Source organism: Microbulbifer variabilis, from assembly GCF_052467165.1.
In genome coordinates this window covers 1033092-1054014 of sequence record NZ_CP174301.1, presented here as the reverse complement: position 1 = coordinate 1054014, position 20923 = coordinate 1033092, and the positions used below count along the sequence as shown (strand labels likewise).

General features: G+C 47.3%; 16 protein-coding genes. 8 read left to right on the top strand and 8 right to left on the bottom strand.

Annotated features, from left to right (window positions below; translation table 11 throughout):
- The first annotated feature begins 396 nt into the window (after positions 1-396).
- The gene (gene bfr / locus ACJJIP_RS04550) at positions 397-888 is read left to right on the top strand and encodes a bacterioferritin (RefSeq protein ID WP_020412720.1); all 492 of its coding nucleotides are present in this window, start codon (positions 397-399) and stop codon (positions 886-888) included.
- 108 nt (positions 889-996) lie between these two features.
- Here the strand turns inward: bfr and grxD are convergent, their stop codons facing one another.
- Positions 997-1329 carry a Grx4 family monothiol glutaredoxin gene (grxD, locus tag ACJJIP_RS04545; protein ID WP_026305012.1) on the bottom strand — a complete coding sequence of 111 codons (333 nt, stop codon included), beginning with the start codon at positions 1327-1329 and terminating at the stop codon, positions 997-999.
- 316 nt (positions 1330-1645) lie between these two features.
- Here grxD and ACJJIP_RS04540 point away from each other — a divergent pair, with 316 nt between their 5' ends.
- The 4 genes from ACJJIP_RS04540 to ACJJIP_RS04525 all read left to right on the top strand — a co-directional run bounded on the left by ACJJIP_RS04540 (position 1646) and on the right by ACJJIP_RS04525 (position 9290).
- Positions 1646-2830, top strand: coding sequence for an aspartate aminotransferase family protein (locus ACJJIP_RS04540; RefSeq protein ID WP_020412718.1), 1185 nt, complete (start codon positions 1646-1648; stop codon positions 2828-2830).
- A 24-nt stretch (positions 2831-2854) separates the two neighbouring features.
- Entirely contained in the window at positions 2855-3769 is a 915-nt protein-coding gene (gene argF, locus ACJJIP_RS04535) for an ornithine carbamoyltransferase (protein ID WP_020412717.1), read from the top strand.
- 853 nt (positions 3770-4622) lie between these two features.
- Positions 4623-7559: a ribonucleoside-diphosphate reductase subunit alpha gene (locus tag ACJJIP_RS04530; protein ID WP_020412716.1), complete on the top strand. Its 2937-nt coding sequence runs from the start codon at positions 4623-4625 to the stop codon at positions 7557-7559.
- A gap of 465 nt (positions 7560-8024) precedes the next feature.
- Positions 8025-9290, top strand: coding sequence for a ribonucleotide-diphosphate reductase subunit beta (locus ACJJIP_RS04525; protein ID WP_020412714.1), 1266 nt, complete (start codon positions 8025-8027; stop codon positions 9288-9290).
- Between the two features lie 156 nt (positions 9291-9446).
- Here the strand turns inward: ACJJIP_RS04525 and ACJJIP_RS04520 are convergent, their stop codons facing one another.
- The 3 genes from ACJJIP_RS04520 to ACJJIP_RS04510 are packed head-to-tail and all read right to left on the bottom strand — an operon-like array spanning position 9447 to position 11957.
- The gene (locus ACJJIP_RS04520; protein WP_282952715.1) at positions 9447-10193 is read right to left on the bottom strand and encodes a LytR/AlgR family response regulator transcription factor; all 747 of its coding nucleotides are present in this window, start codon (positions 10191-10193) and stop codon (positions 9447-9449) included.
- A gap of 12 nt (positions 10194-10205) precedes the next feature.
- Positions 10206-11219: a sensor histidine kinase gene (locus ACJJIP_RS04515; protein ID WP_444946297.1), complete on the bottom strand. Its 1014-nt coding sequence runs from the start codon at positions 11217-11219 to the stop codon at positions 10206-10208.
- 21 nt (positions 11220-11240) lie between these two features.
- Positions 11241-11957, bottom strand: coding sequence for a hypothetical protein (locus ACJJIP_RS04510; protein ID WP_020412711.1), 717 nt, complete (start codon positions 11955-11957; stop codon positions 11241-11243).
- A gap of 437 nt (positions 11958-12394) precedes the next feature.
- On the opposite strand from ACJJIP_RS04510, the gene ACJJIP_RS04505 reads away from it, so the two are divergent.
- A complete protein-coding gene (locus tag ACJJIP_RS04505) occupies positions 12395-12781 on the top strand; it encodes a DUF2750 domain-containing protein (RefSeq protein WP_020412710.1) in 387 nt (128 codons plus the stop codon).
- A 674-nt stretch (positions 12782-13455) separates the two neighbouring features.
- On the opposite strand, the gene ACJJIP_RS04500 is transcribed toward ACJJIP_RS04505, so the two are convergent.
- Positions 13456-13986, bottom strand: a complete 531-nt coding sequence (locus ACJJIP_RS04500) for a redoxin domain-containing protein (RefSeq protein WP_020412708.1) — start codon at positions 13984-13986, stop codon at positions 13456-13458.
- Positions 13987-14058: 72 nt separating this feature from the next.
- On the opposite strand from ACJJIP_RS04500, the gene ACJJIP_RS04495 reads away from it, so the two are divergent.
- The gene (locus ACJJIP_RS04495; protein WP_444946296.1) at positions 14059-14973 is read left to right on the top strand and encodes an alpha/beta hydrolase; all 915 of its coding nucleotides are present in this window, start codon (positions 14059-14061) and stop codon (positions 14971-14973) included.
- A gap of 85 nt (positions 14974-15058) precedes the next feature.
- Here the strand turns inward: ACJJIP_RS04495 and ACJJIP_RS04490 are convergent, their stop codons facing one another.
- Together ACJJIP_RS04490 and ACJJIP_RS04485 are read right to left on the bottom strand one after the other, a co-directional pair.
- Positions 15059-16276: a hypothetical protein gene (locus ACJJIP_RS04490; protein WP_020412706.1), complete on the bottom strand. Its 1218-nt coding sequence runs from the start codon at positions 16274-16276 to the stop codon at positions 15059-15061.
- Positions 16277-16696: 420 nt separating this feature from the next.
- A complete protein-coding gene (locus ACJJIP_RS04485) occupies positions 16697-18886 on the bottom strand; it encodes a hypothetical protein (protein ID WP_444946295.1) in 2190 nt (729 codons plus the stop codon).
- Positions 18887-19379: 493 nt separating this feature from the next.
- Here ACJJIP_RS04485 and ACJJIP_RS04480 point away from each other — a divergent pair, with 493 nt between their 5' ends.
- Positions 19380-20147, top strand: a complete 768-nt coding sequence (locus ACJJIP_RS04480) for an SIMPL domain-containing protein (RefSeq protein ID WP_020412704.1) — start codon at positions 19380-19382, stop codon at positions 20145-20147.
- Positions 20148-20232: 85 nt separating this feature from the next.
- Here the strand turns inward: ACJJIP_RS04480 and ACJJIP_RS04475 are convergent, their stop codons facing one another.
- The gene (locus ACJJIP_RS04475) at positions 20233-20901 is read right to left on the bottom strand and encodes a DNA-3-methyladenine glycosylase I (RefSeq protein ID WP_444946294.1); all 669 of its coding nucleotides are present in this window, start codon (positions 20899-20901) and stop codon (positions 20233-20235) included.
- Between the last annotated feature and the right edge of the window lie 22 nt (positions 20902-20923).

Below are 20923 nucleotides of genomic sequence, written 5' to 3'. Positions count from 1 at the left end.
CTATTTATCGAATTACACTTTCCTGAAAATCGCATTTCTTTTCTAATTGGCCTATCGCCTTAATCAACTTTTATTTATATCCGCAACTAAGTATCTCCCACATATGCAACCTAAACAGGAATCATTTTCGTTGCGATTTTCTGCTAAATTAATGTTTAAACCCTTGTTTTTCCTGCATTCTGCAACAAATATTTTTCCTTGACTTGCCGCAAATCGCAACGCAAACTCGGCCCGGATTGCAGTTGCCACCCTAAAATAATATGTGGGAAAACGGTCAGCCGCAGACTTTAGTGACTAAACCTATTTAGTAACTTTTTATTTCTACTTATCAGCGACTAACAATTAGGAATTCTCTGCTGGCCATATTGAGCTCGCAGGGCCACAGGAGCAAAAGCTATGAAGGGCGATCCCAAGGTTATCGAACATTTAAACAAAGTGCTCGGCAATGAGCTTGTGGCAATCAACCAGTACTTTCTGCATGCTCGCATGTACGACAACTGGGGGTTAAAAGAGCTTGGCAAGCAGGAATACCACGAATCCATCGATGAAATGAAACACGCCGATTGGCTGATCGAGCGTATTCTTTTCCTGGAGGGTATTCCGAATCTACAGCACCTGGGTAAATTACTAATCGGTGAAAACACCGAGGAAATGCTCAAGTGTGATTTAAAAATCGAATCCAAAGCCATTCCCGATTTACGTGAAGCTATCGCTTACTGCGAATCAGTACGCGATTATGGCAGCCGCGAGCTACTGGAAAAAATCCTTGAGTCTGAGGAAGAGCACGTAGATTGGTTGGAAACCCAACTGGAGTTGATCGACAAAGTTGGCATTCAAAACTACCTGCAAACTCAAATGGAAACTGCAGCCGGCCACTCAGGCAAGTAATTAAAGTCTTCTCACAGGCATAAAAAAACCGCAGTTTCCGCTGCGGTTTTTTTTCTCACAATGCACTGTCGCTTTCGCCAGACAGAAACATTGGAACAAAAGCGAAAGTTAACCTTCGCCTTCGCCCTCCGCTGACGCCTCATCAATCAAGGTTTTCAGCTCGCCGTTCTCGTACATCTCCATAATGATGTCACAGCCACCAATCAACTCTCCTTTTACCCACAGCTGAGGGAAAGTCGGCCAGTTGGCATATTTCGGCAATTCGGCACGAATATCCGGGTTAGATAGGATATCCACATAAGCAAAGCGCTTACCGCAGGCCATCATCGCCTGGGAAGCACGCATGGAAAAGCCGCACTGGGGGGCGTTAGGGCTACCTTTCATGTAAAGCAGGATGGCGTTGTCAGCAATCTGCTGTTTGATGTTCTCCAGTGTATCCATAAGCTTGAGAAACCTCAGGTGGTAGAAGCAAAAAATGATCGTGTGTTCCGCATCGGCACCCAGCCATTGCGCACGGGCCGGTATTGTACCCCAGCGCAGGGAGGAATAAGTACCCACAGCCCAGCTCGAAGCAAAAAAACGCCATGTCTTGCCTGAAATATCGCCCGCTTGGCTATCTCAAATGGATAGCACACGCGACACAAAGCTTGTGGTAGTATTGTCAAATCCGTAATAGATGCGGAATGAACACACCAATACAAAATTTTCTGCGGCAAAGATTTTGAAGCCGATGACCTGGAATTAAGGAGAACCCGCAGTGAGCACCCCCACACTGATGGACAACTATGGCGAGAGAACCCTGACACTGGTCAGGGGGGAAGGCAACTATGTGTGGGATAACGAGGGTCGACGATACCTGGACGCTATTTCCGGCATCGCCGTATGCGGCTTGGGACACTGCCATCCTAAGGTAACCGAGGCCATTCAGGACCAGGCCAATACCCTGTTGCACGTCTCCAACCTATATAACATTCCGGCACAGCAGCAGCTGGCCGATCGACTGGTATATATGTCGGGCATGGACAACGTATTCTTTTCCAACTCCGGGGCGGAGGCCAACGAGGCCGCAATCAAGTTAGCGCGTAAACTTGGCAACGAACGCGGACTATCAACACCGCGCATTATTGTGATGGAGGGGGCTTTCCACGGCCGTACCCTCGCGACCCTCACAGCAACAGGCAATGAAAAAGTCCAACAGGGTTTTGCCCCCCTGCCAGAGGGTTTTTTAAGGGTCCCGTTTAATAATATTGACGCAGTTACACACCTGGCCGAACAGTATGACGATATCGTCGCCGTGCTGGTGGAGCCGATTCAGGGCGAGGGCGGAATCCGTGTACCCGCTGCAGATTACCTGCCAAAACTACGCATGCTATGTGACCAACATGACTGGCTGCTAATGCTGGATGAAATACAGACTGGCAACGGCCGTAGCGGCAGGATGTTTGCCTACCAGCACGCGGGTATAGTCCCGGACGTACTGACCACAGCCAAAGGACTGGGAAACGGGGTACCTATCGGCGCTTGCCTGGCCCGAGGGAAAGCTGCAAGCCTGTTTACCGCCGGCAGTCACGGCTCCACCTTTGGCGGTAACCCTTTAGCTTGTCGCGCCAGCCTCGCAGTATTGGAAGCACTGGAAAGTGAGTGGTTACTTGAACGTGCCGAAAAGCTTGGCACACAGCTAATGCAGTCTCTGCAACTGCAACTGCAAGACTGCCCTGCAGTGTTGGAAATTCGCGGTCTCGGCCTGATGATCGGTATAGAGCTGGAACATCCTTGCTCAGAACTGGTTGAGCAGGCCCGAGCATATGGAATCCTGATTAACGTGACAGCAGGCAATGTACTCCGACTATTACCACCTCTCACCCTCACCGACGCCGAGTGCCAGCAGTTGGCAGGTGATATCAGCACCTTGATTCAACAATTTGCGCTGCAAGCAGTCTGAAGCACCAATTAAGGAGAGCAGCTTATGGCAACCAGACATTTCCTCACCCTAATGGATCTGTCCTCAGAGGAACTAAAACAAATTATTGAGCGCGCAATCGAGCTAAAAACACTGCGCAGCCAGGGCATAACCACTGACCTTTTCCGGGGTAAGGTACTGGGAATGATTTTTGAAAAATCTTCCACCCGAACACGGGTCTCCTTCGAGGCCGGTATGGCGCAAATGGGCGGCAGCGCCCTATTCCTGTCACCGCGGGATACCCAACTTGGACGCGGAGAACCCATTGAGGACAGTGCGCGGGTGATTTCACGCATGGTAGATATGGTGATGATCCGCACATTTGGCCATAAGACTCTGGAGCTCTTTGCCGCCCATTCACGGGTACCAGTCATTAATGCCCTGTCTGACAGTTATCACCCCTGCCAGCTTCTCGCCGATATCCAGACTTTTGTCGAGCATCGAGGCAGCCCCTCGGGCAAGGTGGTAGCCTGGGTAGGCGATGGCAATAACATGTGCCACTCCTACATCAATGCCGCTCGCCTGTGCGACTTTGAGCTGCGGATCGCCTGCCCCCAAGGCTATGAACCGGATGCCGAAATAGTCGCCGCCGCTGGCGACCGGGTAAAAGTTGTGCACAACCCTGTAGAGGCGGTGCGTACAGCCGATTGGGTTAGCACTGATGTCTGGGCCTCGATGGGACAGGAAACGGAACAGCAGGTACGCACCAAGGCTTTTGACAACTTCCAGGTAAACCATGAACTGATGAGCTACGCCAAAAGCAACGCAGTTTTTATGCACTGCCTGCCTGCCCATCGCGGCGAGGAAGTAAGTGCCGAGCTGCTGGAAGATGAAAGCATCTCCGTTGTCTGGGACGAAGCAGAGAATCGCTTACATGCACAGAAAGCATTGATGGAGTTTCTTCAGGAGTACAGCGCCTGAGTATTTTTTGCGCCGGCCGGTTGCGCATCATTTCGCAATACCGGCCACCTTGAACAACCATCCACTGCCACCAATCGACCGGAAATGCCCAGCCACTTTATCTCGGTCCCTGTCACGTAACGCATAATTCATCTAGCTGCTCACACTTGTGACACTAAATTCATTATTTAGATAAATATTCACCAATGCATACCTAATAAACAAGCCCGCGCCAACATTAAATTCACGCCACAAAGTTGATCATCTTAGTACCAATTTGCTCAAATTACGGTCATATAAAAATGGTTATTGCCGTTGTTAATTTAGAACGCCTTCGCTATTAAAAAAAATTGTAAGAGCTTGTATTTAACCCACTCCCGAAGTGCCTAATCCCATGCAGCCCAGCTATGGCGGGCTCTGCCGCGGAAGTGGCTACTGACTCAACCAGCCTACCCACAATTTATCCACAAACAACTACAAAGTTATTCGCCTTGAACTGGCCCGCCTACCGCATTATCTTGTAGCGCACTCGAGGCCGTACCCCTATATATTGGGGTAGAGGGCTAAGGGCATCCCCAATTCAAGGGGCAAATTCCGGCGCCTTGCCACACTTTTTGGCGGTGGGCGTCAGACGCTGCTTTTTTCAAAGCAGAATCAGAGGTAAGCGGGCGGAAAGGAATTATCCGCCGCAGGCAGCAGCCGGCAGACCTTAACTGTGCGCCGGTCATCAAGCCGCCTGTTTCCAGTATCCCCCACAGAGTGGGAGAAATTACTGAATGCGATGGACCCGCTCCGCACATGCCACGTAGTCCAGTGGCCGCTGTTCTAGTGAACACACGCGGACAGACAACAAAACAACCTTTCGGAGATTTACATGCACACAGAGACAGGGCGCTCTCAAACCGTGCCTGCGGAAAAGTCGGGCACCTCAAGCGACCAGGCTACTGGCGGCACCACTCTGGCCGCTACTGCACCGGGACAAATCCGCGTAATTAAGCGCAATGGTACCGTTGTCCCCTACGACGACAGTAAAATTTCCGTCGCCGTTACCAAGGCCTTTCTCGCTGTTGAAGGCGGCACCGCCGCTGCGTCCAGCCGTGTCCACGAACAAGTTGAAGAACTGGTTGGCCAGATCAGCTCTACCTTCAAACGCCGCATGCCTTCTGGCGGCACGATTCATATCGAGGAAATTCAGGACCAGGTAGAACTGGCCCTGATGCGCGCCGGCGAGCACAAGGTTGCGCGCGACTATGTACTTTACCGCGAAGAGCACGCCCGTCTGCGCGCTGAGAAAGTGAAAACCGCTCAGCAAACTGAGCAAGCTATCGATGCCCACCCCAGTATTCGTGTAAAACTCGACGATGGCAGCCTTGTCCCCCTGGATATGGAGCGCCTGCGCACTGTTGTCAGTGAAGCCTGTGAGGGCCTCAAGGATGTAAACGCCGACGCCATCCTCAGTGAAGCGCTGAAAAACCTGTACGACGGTGTTTCCGAAAACGATATCAATACCGCATTGGTGATTACTGCGCGTACCCTGGTTGAGCAGGAGCCCAATTACACCTTTGCCACTGCCAGCCTGCTGCTGGACAAGCTGCGCTCAGAAGCCCTGCGCTTCCTTGGCGTTGCAGAGCGCGCCACCCAGCACGAGATGGAAAAGCTCTACGCCTCCACCCTGCCCACCTACGTGGAAAAGGGTATCGAACTGGACCTGCTGGACCCGGCGCTGGCCACCTTCGACTTGGAAAAACTCGGCGAAGCTTTAAAAGGCGAACGCGACCACCAGTTTACCTACCTGGGCCTGCAGACCCTGTACGACCGCTACTTCCTGCACAGCGATGACATTCGTTTTGAGTTGCCGCAGATCTTCTTTATGCGTGTCGCCATGGGCCTCAGCATTAATGAAGAAAATAAGAACGAGCGCGCGGTAGAGTTCTACAACCTGTTGAGCTCCTTCGACTACATGAGCTCCACCCCGACCCTGTTTAACGCCGGCACCCTGCGCCCGCAGCTGTCCTCCTGCTACCTGACAACGGTACCGGACGACCTGCACGGTATTTACGGTGCTATCCGCGATAACGCCATGCTGTCCAAGTGGGCCGGCGGTCTCGGCAATGACTGGACGCCAGTGCGCTCCCTGGGTTCCTATATCAAAGGCACCAACGGCAAGTCCCAGGGTGTTGTGCCCTTCCTGAAAGTGGCCAATGACACCGCAGTAGCAGTCAACCAGGGCGGCAAGCGCAAGGGCGCTGTGTGTGCTTACCTGGAAACCTGGCACCTGGATATCGAGGAATTCCTCGAGCTGCGCAAGAACACTGGTGACGACCGCCGCCGCACCCACGATATGAACACCGCCAACTGGGTCCCCGACCTGTTTATGAAGCGCGTGTTCGAAGACAAAGAATGGACCCTCTTCTCCCCGGCGGATTGCCCGGACCTGCACGACCTGTTCGGCACCGCATTCGAAGAGCGCTACAACCACTACGAACAACTGGCTGCCGAAGGCAAGCTGCGCCTGTTCAAGAAAATCCGCGCACTCGACCTGTGGCGCAAGATGCTGGGCATGCTGTTCGAAACCGGCCATCCCTGGATTACCTTTAAAGACAGCTGCAACCTGCGCAGCCCGCAACAGCACGCCGGTGTGGTACACAGCTCCAACCTGTGCACCGAGATCACTCTCAACACCAAGGCCGACGACGAAATCGCCGTGTGTAACCTGGGCTCCGTCAACCTGGCTCAACACATTGGTGAGAACGGTGAACTCGACCGCACCAAGCTGGCCAATACCGTAAAAACCGCGGTACGTATGCTCGATAACGTTATCGACATCAACTACTACGCGGTTGAAAGTGCACGACAGTCCAACATGCGTCACCGCCCGGTAGGCATGGGCCTGATGGGCTTCCAGGATGCGCTGTACAAAGCCGGCATCGCCTACGCCAGCGACGAAGCCGTCGCCTTCGCCGACAACACCATGGAAGCGATCAGTTTCGAAGCCATCTCCGCTTCCAGCGATCTGGCTGCCGAGCGCGGCAAGTACCAGACCTACGAAGGCTCCTTGTGGAGCAAGGGTGTTCTACCACTGGATTCTATCCAGATCCTGGCTGAGCAGCGCGGCCAGCAGTTTATCGAACAGGACACCAGTTCCACTCTGGACTGGGACGGCCTGCGCGAAAAAGTAAAATCTCAGGGTATGCGAAATTCCAACGTGATGGCGATCGCCCCTACCGCGACCATTGCCAATATCACCGGGGTTTCCCAGTCGATCGAACCGACTTATCAAAACCTGTATGTGAAATCGAATCTGTCCGGCGAATTCACCGTAGTGAACCCCTACCTGGTACACGATCTGAAAGATCGCGGCCTTTGGGATCAGGTCATGGTTAACGACCTGAAATACTACGAGGGTTCCGTACAGAAAATCGATCGCGTACCGGAAGACCTGAAAGCGAAATACCGCACCGCGTTTGAAGTGGAACCGCGTTGGATTGTGGACGCCGCCAGCCGTCGCCAAAAGTGGATCGACCAGGCCCAGTCCCTGAACCTTTATATTGCCGGTGCCGATGGCAAGAAGCTGGACCTGACCTATCGCATGGCGTGGTTCCGCGGCCTGAAAACCACTTACTACCTGCGCGCCCTGGCTGCCACGACCACAGAGAAATCCACCGTAAACAGCGGCACCTTAAATGCGGTAAGCGCACACGGAAGTAACGGCATGGCCGCTGCAGAGCCTGCTGAACAGGCGGCACCGGTTCCAGCTGCGGTACCTCAGGCCTGCTCCCTGGACGACCCGGATTGCGAAGCCTGTCAGTAAAATTATTGCCCCTTTTTTAAGGGGCTGCACTAACTCTCGGGGGAGAGCGTCGTAACCGCACGTGCGGGCATGACCATGCGCAGCGACCCCGGCCCGCCCGGTACCAAAAAGCCGGAAGAAGTTACGGGCCGGGGATCGTCTGCGACCTGCAAGCAACAGGAATTTTCCCAAAGTGCAAAATACAAAATTGCTGTAATACACCGACTTTAAGCATCGGAACTCCTTTGCCCAAGCAGCCTTCCCAGGCTCTAGAACCCGGAAAAATACGGGTAAAAAGCAAAGCAGTAATTGATCTGGCACAGTAATTTTGTGCCCGGGCAGGTAGAAAATACCTACTCCAAAGAATTATTGCCGGAAAAAAACCGGTACATCACCCCTGGCCCCTCCCTGCGAGTATCGCGCCAGGAAGATTGAAGAAAATTAATATCGAACTTTCGATACCGAGACCAATCAAAAGGGCCAACTATGCTGAGCTGGGACGACTTCGAAACAAAGCCCCAACAACCTGAGAAAGCAACCGAACCGCGACCGGCGCCGGAGACCCAGGCGAAAGCTGTGCAAGAACCCAGTGCTTCTTACACAGCGGAAGCAACAGCTCCCACAGCCACTCCGGCGTCGCCTGCGGCCCAAAGTGGCTCCACAGCTGTTGAAGCTGCACGGGCAACAGTTGCCAATATGGACCCAGCTCCCGGCCTGGAAGAACTGGAAATGGGCGCAGCCCGTATCCAGGTGGATGAAAAGCGTATTATCAATTGCCGCGCTGACCTCAACCAGTTAGTGCCCTTTAAATACGACTGGGCCTGGCAAAAGTACCTGGATGGCTGTGCCAATCACTGGATGCCCCAGGAAATCAACATGAACAAAGACGTGTCCATGTGGAAAGACCCTAACGGTCTCACCGAGGATGAGCGTCGCATCGTGGAGTATTCCCTCGGTTATTTTTCCACCGCAGACTCCCTGGTTGCCAACAATCTGGTGCTGGCGATCTACCGCCATATCACCAACCCGGAGTGCCGCCAGTACCTGCTGCGCCAGTCTTTTGAAGAAGCTATCCACACTCACGCCTACCAGTACTGTGTTGAGTCCCTGGGCATGGATGAAGGTGAAGTCTTCAATATGTACCGCGAAGTGCCTGCAGTTGCCAAGAAAGCAGCCTGGAGCCTTTCCCATACCCAGGCAATCGGTGATCCCAACTTCAAAACCGGCACTGTTGAATCCGACCAGGAGCTGCTGCGCAACCTGATCGCCTTCTACGCCGTCACCGAAGGCATCTTCTTCTACTGCGGTTTCAGCCAAATACTGTCTATGGGTCGCCGTAACAAAATGACGGGGGTTGCCGAACAGTTCCAGTACATTCTGCGTGATGAGTCTATGCATCTTAACTTCGGCATCGACGTGATCAACCAGATCAAGCTGGAAAACCCACACCTGTGGACTGCAGAATTCCAACAGGAAGTAACCCAAATGATTCTCGAAGGTATGGAACTCGAGGTCGCCTACGCCCGCGATACCATGCCCCGCGGTGTGCTCGGTATGAATGCGAACATGATGGAGGAATACCTCCAGTTTATCGCCAACCGCCGCCTCAGCCAGCTGGGCTTGAAAGAGCAGTTCCCAGGTGCCCAGAATCCATTCCCGTGGATGTCTGAAATCATGGACCTGCGCAAAGAGAAAAACTTCTTCGAAACCCGGGTTATTGAATATCAAACCGGTGGCGCACTACAGTGGTAAGCGCCTCCTGGTAAGCGAATTACTAAAAAAGGAGAAAGTAGTCGCTCACAGGAAGAGAAGTATTGAAAACGGGCTTGATGCCCGTTTTTTTTATCCTAATAATAGCCTGCTGAAGGTTCTCCCTAGTATTCACCCCACAAATACTTCTGCCTAAGTTTAACTATCAAGCCAGCGCCGAAAAGCAGAACTTCTTGTCTTGCTAGTTATGAGAGGTTCGTTCAAACCTGAGAGATGAACGGCGAGAGTGTCTTTACCGTAAGCCTCAAAGCGCTGCACATACTGGATATTGACAATATCGCTACGATTGATTCGAATAAATTTTTGAGGGTTCAGCTGGGACTCAAGATCAGTCACCGACTGTTGCACTAACGGGTGAATCATCCCTTTTTTATCGTGCGCAACAATAATTCCTTGCTCAGCCCTTAGGCAAATAATATCTTCTACCCATAAAACCTCTACACCTCTGCCCTTTCTCAATAGAAATCTATATCTAAATCCAGCGCCGCCAGCCGGCTCTTCCTTGGCATAATTTTTATCTGAAAAACTACTCTTTAACTGCTCGAAAGACAGCATAGCACCGGTAAAACGCTTGTAAGAATATGGCTTAAGTAAATATTCAATTCCCATATTTTGAAAAGCATTCATCCAATAGGAATCATGGGCGGTGGTATATATAACCGGGCAGGGTAAATCAATCTCACTCAACACGTGAAACACCGGCCCATCGAGCAGCTCTATATCTGAGAATATAAGATCTAACTCGATTTCCTCCAGGAAAAATCTCCGAACCTTTTCAACCTTATCCAACGGACCCAAGATTTTGGCTTGAGAGTTATACTTCAGTATATAGTTCTTTAGTTTCTCGGCCGTTAACGGCTCATCCTCAATCAATAGAATATTCATCGAATGATTACATTAGTTACAGGCTAGTGGAAGGCGCAACATGAATTCACCATCCTTTTGCATGACTTCTATTGACCTACCTAGGATCATCTCCGATCTTTTCCTCAGGTTTATTAGTCCTAACTTTCCCGAAGGAACCGTTGTAACTTTTGGCCTTATTTTATTTCTCACCTCAAGCCAGTGATCAGTCACTATTACTTTAACCCATAAAGGATTCTCCCTATCCCCCTGGTTATGTTTGATTACATTTTCCAGCGCCAACTGAAGAGAGCAAGGTAAAGTTACATGTTGATATAAAGTATTTCTTCTACATTCAACATCTAATTTGTACGCATGAGAAAACCTTTGCTCCACCAATGACATATAATCCATTGCAAAATTAATTTCACGATCAAGACTTATCGTTTTGAAATCTTGACACTCTAAGACATAGCGATAGATATTTGTAAATTTATCTAGAAACTCATCAGCTACCTCAGGATTGGAACCTATAAGTGCCGACAGAACATTAAGATTATTAAATAAGAAATGAGGATCCAGCTTCTGCTGCATGGCTTCAAGCTGCTTCTCCAAAAGTAACTTTTGCACTCTCTCCAAATCTAGACGTTGCTCATTAACCCCTTTAATTAGCTTAAAGGAAATAACTGCACCACAATTTAAAACATGTAAAAAAATCAAACTCAACGCAAGTAAGGACACATGTCTTTTATCTATCTCCTGGATACCAAAGAACAGCTCCAAAGACAAAGTAAGAAATATTGCCAGGAAAAGGTAGATAAAGCCGCTAATTACAAAAACTGCAAGGAAGAATTGGATGGATATATTATCCTCTTTTTTACTTGGTATTAACGTGCCATATACTTTCAACGATAACCATTGAGAGAGAAAGCACTGCAATACAATCCAAATTGGTGCATCATAATGTATAACGATGGCATTTCCCGGAGTAGCTTTTATTGTAGCAGAGTACAAGACAACCAAAATTGAGAAACACGTCGTCAAAAAAATAATGGCTGCCTTGCTCATCTTTATACTTTACTTATTTATTTACTGCGGAAGACGCATAATAACCTGACCATTGACATCGAGAAACTCTAATTTTGCCTCACCATCTTTGGTAACCATTAGCTGAATACGTTTGTTTCCATCAATATCATTTAGCTGAAGCTTCGAATCACCATTTAGGGTACCGTAAAAAGCCCTTCTAGTCCCGCCAAGCTTTTCTTCTTTATACCGCTTTGTTAACCATGCTATTCGCTCTTTATCGCCAAGCCTTTTAGCCTCACTAAACTCCTTAGACAGATCAAAATCCATATCCTGATCAGGACGGTCCATTACTGTAAGGCCCGTGACCATATAATCAGAACTTTCAATGTGTTGCACCATTAGAGTTTGATCTTGATTATATCTATCAAAAGATAGATGTAACCCATGGTTAGTTATACCACCGTCCTGACTTCCTCGAAATATAAATCCCCCATTTTCAGTCCCCTCATCATTGTAAAAAATCATCCCAGGCCTAGAGGACTTTGATCGAAATACCTCTCGCCCATACCTTTCGACCCCTGGCGCCTTATCTGAGTTTGCTAGAACCATACGATTTAATCCGTTCTTTTCTACAATATTGATTCGCTCGACAAAAATCTCTTCAAACTCAACTGTATCCCTCTTAAGCCCCATTAAGCCGCCCAAAAAAAGTACGCTTAATGCTAGTAGTACATTAATTTTGCTTTGATGACTTGATACTTGTCTTTGATTTTCCATGTTAACTACCTTACCTAAATAAAACCTCAAAGTTAGGGGGTAGAAGGAAAGTGTTCTAGAAGAAAGCTGTGAACGGGGGGAGAACCTAAATAAACAGGGGGAAAAGCCAAATAAGATGTGCTCAAGAGGCCTTTGTGAAACATCGAGAGGATTGTTTTTGAGATATGTACAGTCAGATAACAATAGCAATCACCATGTATAGATAGTGACTTTGGGAATACAGCATATAGTGAGTCCCTATTCTTACTACCTCCCTCAAACTAGATTTATGTTCCACTAAAGCCCTTATAGATCACCATTGACGCCTATCAATAGGTTAAACAGTTTGGACAAGATTCAAAATTGGCGCATAATAACTCATACTAGCTGCACTCAACCCCCAAGAAGACGCTGTCTGTCGTAGCCGCCCGTCTTAAATTTATGATTGTGAATTCTCTATGAACACCCCTGATTTGAACGATATTGCTACCTTGAGCTGTGAAGATCGCTATGAGTATTTCCTGAGCATAGCCGGAGAAGAGCGGGAGATCTGGATACTGATCGATAGCCAAAATTGCTTTCTTAAAATACACACCGATGAAGACGGTGGCTTTGAATATCTACCAGTATGGCCAAGCGCTGAATTTGCCCAAGCCTATGCTGAGAATGAAGCAGGCCTCACCCCTAAAAGTATTCCCTTACCACAGTTTTTAAAGAAGTGGCTTTCCGGCTTAAAAGGTGACGGCATTGAAATAGGTGTGTTTCCTGCGTCGGATAAAAGCGTATGGATTACTAACTCAGAGGAGCTAGAGGTCGATCTGCGGGAAGAACTGAACAACTTCTAAATGAGCCATTCATATTGAAGCTATCGTTTCAATAATCTGACAAAGAAGCTTAATTCCATTGAATAAAAGTAAGATAACAGGCTAAACACCTGTTTTCTTGCTTAGGAAATAGACATTTACAGATTCGCCGCCTGATATTTATATATACGATTCACTTGAGACGCTGCAATGAAAATCAGGAATGAAATAAGTTTCGACACCACCAAAAGCCAAAAGGCGTAGAAAGATATAAAAATCGGCTTTGCTCACTCATAGCAGCGCAGTCGCCAGCGCAAAGAATTCGGCAAAGCAAATAGTATTCGGCTAGATAACTTTTACGTCATCCAAACCTCCCCACAAGTCGACATCCGAATTCAAAGTAAAATCCACAACTCCCCCAGATAGATATTAACTCCCTGATCCAGAGACCGCCAATCATGTAGGGTAACAAACGCTTTATCGAGAAATTGATACTGAGTAATAATCTCTCTACCATAAACAGATATAGTTTTTTGTTAAGGCCATCAATAAATATAAATTTTCTACTAGCAATTAGAGTAAGCTTGGAATCATTAACTTTAGATAGCAAAGCGTTCATCACTACCCTCCCCCCTTAAATTCAAGACCCCTAACTTTACTATGAACTTTTAATCCAAAAAGCAGTCTCCCCAAATTAGCTGTGTATTTAAAAACTCCTAATATGTTCCCCTAATTGGGTAATGATTATCAGGATTTCGAATAAACTCGATACCCACCAATAGCGTTTGCAAGTCAGGCCTTGCAAAAGGTGCATTGGAAATATCGACTATTTGCAGCCTTCCTGATTCGTTGATGACAAAAACACCCGGTTCAGCAAAGGGCCTGTCTGTTTCTTCTGGGGAGCGGGGTTTTGAAATATAGAGCCCAAGCTGCTGCATTTGGGGTATTGATAAACCGTAACCGATAGTAAATCCCGGCTGAATTGTTTCCATATGCAGAGAAGCTTTTTCCTCGGTATCGGCAGAGACAGCAACCACGTCAATACCCTCCGCATGATAGCGGGGTAGTAGCACACTCAATACACGCAAATACTTGGTACAAAGAGGGCAGTGCTTACCTCGGTAAGCGACTACCATCTGCCAATGAAAACTACCGTCGGGCTTCCCCAGCACCAACTCACCTCCGCCAAGTCGCTGTACCTTTATGGAAGGGAAATCTCTACCAGAAGCAAGCTTTATATTGCTCATTAGCACCCCACTTGAGAATATAAGTAGAGACCTAGTCAACCAATGAATCCCACCGTTAGTATAGGAGACTCGATGAAAAAGCCCCTTATTCGTTTTCTATCAACGCTACTAGCAACCGGACTGCTAAGTGGCTGCCCTGCTAACCACCAAAGTAACTCTTCTCCTGAAAATCATTCCCAACCACTCGAGTTTTTGCCTGCCCTGAAAGGGGACTACTTTAAGTTGGATTCAACGATTATTGGGCGCCCCTACCATATCTATACTCGCCTGCCTGAGGGCTACAATTCAAACGAGGATACAACTTACCCGGTAATTTATCTCCTCGATGGGGATTCCCTGTTCCCAATTTTGGCTACTAATCACCTGTTTATGCATTACGACGATTACGCCCCCGAGGCGATTATCGTAGGTATTGCATACGGCTCATTTAAACCCGAGATCAATCATCGCAGTTTTGACTTTTCGCTACCCAGTGACAGTGACACACTTAAGTACGGCGGTGCAGCACAGTTTCTCAACTTTCTAGAGCAGGAGCTCTTGCCAGCAGTTGAAAGCCGCTACGCAATAGACCCTCAGCAACGGGTTCTCTTCGGTCAAAGCCGCGGGGGGCATTTTGTACTGTACACGGCCTTTACTAAGCCCGACTTATTTCAAGGCTTGATAGCTAGTAACGCCACCTTTCTTCCACAGCAGGAGTTTTTCCATAGGGAACCTGTACAAGCGACAAGAGAGGATCTGACTCTGGTAGTAACCAGTGGCTCTAAAGACATGCCAAACCTACGCAATGATGCACTCTCCTGGCATAAGCACTGGAAAGAACGAGAGAACACTCCCTGGCGCATTGCATTTACAACGATTCCGGGCGGTACCCATGCGGCAAACAGTACTGACAGTTACCGTTTCGGCATCCATGAGATTTTTGCGGAAGAGATCGAAGTATCTCGTATGAAAGCAGAGAACAATTTACAAGTGGCAGAGGATCACTAGAGCTAAAAATTAATAGCAGTAAATATGTGATTCCCGCAAACTAAAAAGCCCGCTTAAAAGCGGGCTTTTTAAAACGATGAGCTAATTACTCTGTACAGGCAGCAATACGACCAGCCGTATTTTTACCGGCACCACAGTTCAGGCCACCGGGGATACCAGTGTAGTCTGGGGCCATAATACCGCCGTTACGCTGAGCATCATGGTCAGTATAGAGGCTCGCCAGGTTATAAGAGCGTGCAGTACCTTTGTGATCATTATCACAGGAGAAGATCGCGCTACCGTATGCGATACCCAGGAAGGTTTTGTATTCTTTCAGGTTTGAGTAGAGGTTGCGCTTCCCTGAGCCAGAACAGTTCATCTGAGACGCCAGGTTAATATAACCGTCGTCTTCACCGCCCAACAACAGGGAACTTGCAGTTGCAATGCCAGGGAAGCCCGCATAACCGCCAATGGTATAAACCGGTGCAGCCAAATTTGTACCTACATAGTTACGCACCGCATAAACATCATTTGTCTGCAGATAGCGCACCGCTGAGCACTCTCGACCTATAAACAGATCATTGACCACGCTTTCTATCCAACTACCGTTACACAGCCGATCGACAAATTCTGTGCCGGTAATAGCACCACCAGTAGTGAAAATTGCAGCAATACCACTAATCGCTTTATTAAAGTCAACCTCAACCGCATAACGGTCATCTAAACCAGCTACGTTATAGGTCTTGGTTTCGGTTTTACATCTCTTCCAGAACCATCTGCCAGTACAAACCTTTGAGCTTTCAGTAACAGTATTTGTGTCAAACTGGTTATAAGCGCGATTGTAGTAAGGAGATCCGGGTACAGCATTGCCGGTGAGGTACATCATTTGCGCCGCACCCTGGCTATGAGCAATCACCCAAAAGGTATCATCGGCTTCACACTGATTATCATGCTCGTATCCATCTCCCTTACCACTGCGAATATCAATGATCTGCCGGGCAATCTCACCTGCTGTACCATCATGCCAATAGGGCATTTCACCCTCATCGGTGGAGTTATATCCAACTACTCCGTAGTTGCCACCGTTCATGCGCAACTGCTGGATAAAATTACTACCATTGTATTTATCAAAGAAGGCCTCGCTCCAATAATCCAGGGCTGGCTGTTCCAGCTTACCTTGAGAATCAGTGCGCTGTTTAATATGCCCTTCGGTACCATGACCATGGACGAGAATATAGCAGTTGTCAGCTGCTGCAAAAGCTGACGCCATGAGCCCAGCAAGTGCAAGAGAGAGACTTACACCCAATCGTTTGTAGAATGTCATTGTTGTATCCTTATATTTTTTCCCAGCCCCACTTCACACTTCCAAAAAATTATTTTTATTGGCCGGAATACTATTTTTGGACTGGCAAACTTATCTGGAGAAGATATTGCGGTAATAGGACTTCAAGCGCCAAACGAGAACCCGGAGCGACATGCTTGCAGACCAGTTAGTCAGAAGGCAAGTATTCAGGCAGTTAACCAAATATATTTTAAAAAACTTATAAATCTTGACCAAAGCCCTGGTAAATCAAACAGACCGCACAGGAAGAACCCCATATCTGGATAGATTTTTTGTCCAAATTTTAACCAGGCCGAAAAATAGCAAATGTGAAAAAGGGGGCTTCCCCCCCCCTTTTTAGTCAACAAACCCTCTATAAAAAGCGCGCAGAAAATTAAAACTGCTGATCAAATTACAATCGAATTAGTTAACGCTTTTTGAGTGATAAATCATCGCCTGCCACGTATTCTGCTGACCACCACCATAGTTTTCAAAAGTTGGGTTCTTGATGTAACTCCAAGCTACCTTGCCACCACCCATATACATAGGCTCATCCAATCCACCCCAACCATGATTAGGCAACTGAATCGGCCCTTCAAGAACATTCAAGTCCGCATCAATTTCCATCACATAGTAGGCTTTGGGAACCAAGAGACGTAATGACTTTGGGCTATAAATTCGATCAAAGGGTAAGTTATCCGAGATACACTGGAACTTGGCATATCCGAATAAATAACGACCATTTTTTAAGTCAACTAGCTGAGGATCACTAACCTGGCAATCATTATCCTCTACCAGCCACTTAAAGCCTTGCCCACTAATGCTTCCACTACCATTGACCTTAGCAATACCAATGCGTGTCAGAGAGGAAGGATCCAGAGCATCTCCTGAATAAAGTCCTTGACGCTCAATTGAAGGAAACTGGGCTTTCTCTGGGTACCAATAATTGTAAGACATATAAGAGAGGAAGCAGTTATTTTCATCATAATCTGAACACTCCTCGTCAAATGGCCCCTCTTTGCTAGGGTCTACACCCACTTCATCTTGTAGAAACCGATCCATATCGGCATCAGCAATAAATTTTGGAGAGACAATTAATGACAAATTAGTATCTGCATCCAGGGGCACAACAGTATGCCCTCCACCATTGGAGACCATTGCCGCGGTTGAAGGTACAAAATGGTTAAAATAGCCTTCAGAGCTCGAACTTGAGGTTTCCATTTTAATCGCGATAGTTCCAAGCTGACCGTGAGTGCTGCCAATCCAGTCATTCCAGTCGCTAGTGCATAGAGCCCCATATTTCTCATTATCGGGATTATAGAATGCCCGGATATTGACAACATGGCCATCGCCACAAGCCCAATACCAACCGCGATTATCCGAACCACTCATATTCAGCGACCAATCATTTCGATTGATAACCGTTAAGCCCGCAGAATAATGTGAGTCCCCTTCATTATCGAATACACGGGCTGAGGCCGAGAAAGCATAGCTAGACCTCCCCTGGCTATCTGTATCCACGTAAACCAATTCTTCTGTTCCCACATGAGATCCGCCATGCATTTTATTTACTACATAAGCATCGGGCGTTTCACTCAGAGCTTCGCTCTCCCACTCCAGCAGCCATATCTGATCATTATATTTGTAACCATTGTCACGAATATGTTGTAGAAGAGCATCGTGATCGGCAGAGGATAAATTATCTATGATATATTCCATTTCCTCCTGCATTTCAGCACCTTTAATGGTAGTAAAGGAAGGTGATTCACCGAAATCAGTATCAGGGAACGTGCTTTTCAAACCGGGGAGAAAATCATCAAATTTTAATGTCGGGTGCTCAGTGAAGAAATCAATGAATTTTCCATGATTAGTGGCCACCATTAAGCCAATTTCATTACTAATTCGTGCTTCAATTTTGTCAATATTATCTTCCATTGTCATCCAACCGCTACCATACTGCTCCACAAGGTCCCCTTGAACCTCGTAGCGTTCATGCGCCTGGTAATCTGTATTACAAAGTACTGCCACTCGGGAGCAATCTTTGCTCGCGGCAATACCATGGGATTCATGGCATTGTTTTAAAATTGTCGCATTGCCTGTCTGGTCGAAGCTGGAGGTTTCGGGGTTATATTTTAGTTCATACACGGAACCATAGGTGGTATCGTCAGCGCTGGTCCCCTCAGATAAAGTTGTTGAGACAAACATTCGGGGAGTCTCGGTGTCCGTCGCACAGGTAGCTACATAGTTACGAATAGGGATATCAATGTCATTTTCATTCTGCTCACCATCTGTCCGAGCAATATAGTGAGCCATTTGATAGACTTCTTTGGCGTTATTCATTGCATCAGGCAAGGTCACATCCACAGCTTTCAAAGTGGCAAATCCAAGCTCAGTGACTTCTACATCACCGACCATCACTGAAGTACCGACATTATCTGATATTGGCGTATCACCTGCGCCTCCTTGCCCATTTCCGGAACCCTGTCCACTACCACCATCTCCTGCAGGTTGGTCAGTATCAGAAGATGAGTCTCCCCCGCCACCCCCACCACAGGCGGTCAGAAGTGTTACTAAGGTAACTGCAAGTAATTTCTTGTTAAATAATGTTCCCATGAGTTCTGCTCTTCCAGAAAGTCGCTACAAATATAGTTATTGGCTGGGCCTAGCCAGGTTGTCCCACCTAGAAACAACGGCCGACCTTAAAGGCTATGCAATCGATTTTCTGCGAAGTAGCTAAAGCAAAAAGTGTCTACTGGTTCAAAGTAAGCCTGAGGAATAAATATGCATAGGATAAAAACCTGGAAAAAGTATAGATAAAAGCTTTTATATAGATGAAATTAGCCAGAAAAATTCCCTAAAAAGACTTTCCTAAGCCCCGGGCGACCCAAAGTCATCTAGAAAAGTTATTTGATAAAAATCAGAATTTATTTCCCCAGAACGCCTAACACTCAACTTGTCACACTTTGGCAATTTAAATCAGTTTTTAGTGATTTTGGTCACTTATGACTAATTAATGACCTCGGAGGGGTTTGCAAATATAATTACAACTTCAGCTAATTTTTAATATAAGCCCACCAACAACGACTTTTCAAAGTGAGAAATCAAAATGAACAGGATGCTACTGTTATTTACCTTTCTTCTATCCAATATCTGCGTAGCAGAACCAGAAATAAAGGGTTCTCCTCAAGAATTACGCGGAATCCTATATCCTGCAGACAATATTGTCACAATCCGTGGTAGCGCTGAAGAAACCGCTTATTCTGACCGTGCCATCATCAGCTTAGTCGTTACTACCGAAGAAGAACAATTATCAGATGCCATCACAGCAAATCACTCTCTTCGTACAAAGCTCCGACAGAGCCTCATTACAACAGGCATTGATCAAGATAAAATCAAGAACTCCAGATTTTCTTCTTCTCCACAATTTGGCTGGCTAGGCAAAAGGCCTAACAGCTACAAAGTAATGAATCGAGTAGCAATTACAATAGAGGGAGAAGATCAGCTACAAGCTGTCGCCCGGCTCGCAGATCAAAATAAAGAGGTTATGATTGTAAACACTGCATTTGAGCATTCAAAAGAGAGGCAGACCAACAAAGAGGTACAGTCTCAAGCCCTACAAAATATTTTACAACAGAAAACCGACTATGAGATGGCTTTGGGTGTAAAACTAATACCCGTCGGCATTCGGAAAAATAACACGTACTTTCGAGCCACCGGTGGTGCCATGGCTATTGAGGAAGTCGTAGTCACTGGCTCCAGAGTACAACAGGATGACCTTTACTCTTTCGAGCAGGAACCTTCCTTTGATGAGATTCTATATGAAGCAGATCTTGCAGTAGATTTTAGAATTCAGTCTGAGTCCAGAACCCAATAAATCAGCCTTTGAATAAGGGCTTGACTTCGGTATCTGAATGAAGCGCTGGATAGCTATCACCACCCCCTATCCAGCACCCATAAACTCACCCTACAGATAGTGACAATATCTGGCTAATTTCATTCAAACTGCGATTGGATTGCATTTGCCAGGTTTCAATTGCTTCTTGCAATGCTGCCCAGTCCTTTTTTGAAGAGGGAGATTTATCCACTACTCCCTCCCTGACAAGCGCCCTTATGGTATCGCTAGCAAAAACCAGAGTATCTACCCCCATTCGGCGTAAGAATACTTGAGCAGTTTTACCTCCCAACCTATCTCCGCCCCTGCGCAGATACTTTAGATTCTCTATATAATTAGCTGTATTCCAGCTGGAAAAATAGCTTCCCAGACTGCCGTGCTTATTAGACAGCTGCCAAAAAAAATCTGCATTCCTTGGTATCGATCGTGTTTTCGTCCAATGCTTTATCATTCCCTCCTGGTGCATCAGGTCATCAAGTACCTCTTCCGGCAAGTACCGGCAAAAAGATAGGTCAAACCCATGAAAGATATTCTCAATACCTGGCCATTTTTTCTCCACCACCTTCCAGCTAAATCCCGCCTGAAAAACAGCCCTTGAGGCGGCAGATAGCCACTGACTATTGGGAATAGACTGGATCTGCTCCGCCGCCTTGGGTTTTGTCAATCTTGCTTCAAGGCCTGCCTCTCCTCCAAATCTATCAATTACCGGAGCCTCAATATCTAAAAAATTACGCATGTAAAAATACTCCGTAAAAATT

What these genes read in the sequence shown, in the direction of transcription:
- ACJJIP_RS04520 (WP_282952715.1), bottom strand. Translation starts at nt 10,193, where the DNA reads ATGAATATTCTATTGATTGAGGATGAGCCGTTAACGGCCGAGAAACTA.
- ACJJIP_RS04515 (WP_444946297.1), bottom strand. Translation starts at nt 11,219, where the DNA reads ATGAGCAAGGCAGCCATTATTTTTTTGACGACGTGTTTCTCAATTTTG.
- ACJJIP_RS04500 (WP_020412708.1), bottom strand. Translation starts at nt 13,986, where the DNA reads ATGAGCAATATAAAGCTTGCTTCTGGTAGAGATTTCCCTTCCATAAAG.
- ACJJIP_RS04525 (WP_020412714.1), top strand. Translation starts at nt 8,025, where the DNA reads ATGCTGAGCTGGGACGACTTCGAAACAAAGCCCCAACAACCTGAGAAA.
- ACJJIP_RS04530 (WP_020412716.1), top strand. Translation starts at nt 4,623, where the DNA reads ATGCACACAGAGACAGGGCGCTCTCAAACCGTGCCTGCGGAAAAGTCG.
- ACJJIP_RS04495 (WP_444946296.1), top strand. Translation starts at nt 14,059, where the DNA reads ATGAAAAAGCCCCTTATTCGTTTTCTATCAACGCTACTAGCAACCGGA.
- ACJJIP_RS04490 (WP_020412706.1), bottom strand. Translation starts at nt 16,276, where the DNA reads ATGACATTCTACAAACGATTGGGTGTAAGTCTCTCTCTTGCACTTGCT.
- ACJJIP_RS04475 (WP_444946294.1), bottom strand. Translation starts at nt 20,901, where the DNA reads ATGCGTAATTTTTTAGATATTGAGGCTCCGGTAATTGATAGATTTGGA.
- ACJJIP_RS04505 (WP_020412710.1), top strand. Translation starts at nt 12,395, where the DNA reads ATGAACACCCCTGATTTGAACGATATTGCTACCTTGAGCTGTGAAGAT.
- ACJJIP_RS04485 (WP_444946295.1), bottom strand. Translation starts at nt 18,886, where the DNA reads ATGGGAACATTATTTAACAAGAAATTACTTGCAGTTACCTTAGTAACA.
- argF (WP_020412717.1), top strand. Translation starts at nt 2,855, where the DNA reads ATGGCAACCAGACATTTCCTCACCCTAATGGATCTGTCCTCAGAGGAA.
- ACJJIP_RS04480 (WP_020412704.1), top strand. Translation starts at nt 19,380, where the DNA reads ATGAACAGGATGCTACTGTTATTTACCTTTCTTCTATCCAATATCTGC.
- ACJJIP_RS04510 (WP_020412711.1), bottom strand. Translation starts at nt 11,957, where the DNA reads ATGGAAAATCAAAGACAAGTATCAAGTCATCAAAGCAAAATTAATGTA.
- bfr (WP_020412720.1), top strand. Translation starts at nt 397, where the DNA reads ATGAAGGGCGATCCCAAGGTTATCGAACATTTAAACAAAGTGCTCGGC.
- grxD (WP_026305012.1), bottom strand. Translation starts at nt 1,329, where the DNA reads ATGGATACACTGGAGAACATCAAACAGCAGATTGCTGACAACGCCATC.